2 protein-coding genes are annotated in these 650 nt (G+C 59.4%); one reads left to right on the top strand and one right to left on the bottom strand.

The genetic code is table 11. The features are described from left to right. Window positions 1-191: hypothetical protein (locus EOC93_RS34540; RefSeq protein ID WP_206532308.1), on the bottom strand; the 191-nt coding region annotated here is incomplete at its 3' end. On the opposite strand from EOC93_RS34540, the gene EOC93_RS33620 reads away from it, so the two are divergent. Beyond that, on the top strand, window positions 169-650 hold a 482-nt coding region (locus EOC93_RS33620; protein WP_348627622.1), incomplete at its 3' end, for an SGNH hydrolase domain-containing protein. The genes EOC93_RS34540 and EOC93_RS33620 overlap by 23 nt on opposite strands.

The following is a 650-nucleotide window of genomic DNA, read 5'->3' as shown; positions in this document are numbered from 1 at the left end:
GCTATGCGCTCGACAGGCAAGACGTCGATATCAGCCTGATCGGAACACCGAATTATCCAGGGCCGGCAGCGCTGCTTGCCAACGCTTCGGTTCCGCGCGACGTGCAACTGCTGCCATCCCTCGGCAAACTCAGGCGTGACGTACCGATCGTCTATCGACTGAAATGCCATCAGGAGCAGGACAGCACGCAAGCTGTGGGCTGCCAGCCTCGGCGATCCCCAGGGAACCAGGACCATTGTCGTCGCAGGCGATTCACACGCAGCACAATGGATCCCTGCCATCGACAAGATTGCCAGGGACCGCAAGTGGAAATTGGTCACCTTCACCAAGGCTGCATGCCCTTTCACCCTTGCCGCTGTGACGGATGACGGTAAGCCGTATGAGGCCTGCGCAACATGGCGCGACAACGTTCTCGCCGAGATCAGGAAATTGCGGCCAGACCTGATGTTCACCAGCCAGTCTCGCTATTCCGACACACCGGAGCCGGCAATGATCGACGGTTTGCGCAGCATCTGGAGCGACTTGAACAGTGCCGGCCTGCGCATTATCGCCATTCGTAACACGCCTTTCGTCAAGTTCGATCCCGGTGATTGCCTGGCCGCCGATCCCGACAAATGCGTCAACGCGCGACAGGAGGTGGAGACGAGTGA

Source organism: Mesorhizobium sp. M6A.T.Ce.TU.002.03.1.1, from assembly GCF_003997275.1.
GTDB lineage: Bacteria > Pseudomonadota > Alphaproteobacteria > Rhizobiales > Rhizobiaceae > Mesorhizobium > Mesorhizobium mediterraneum.
The sequence above is the reverse complement of the archived record's forward strand: the minus strand, read 5'-3'. Positions and strand labels throughout refer to the sequence as shown.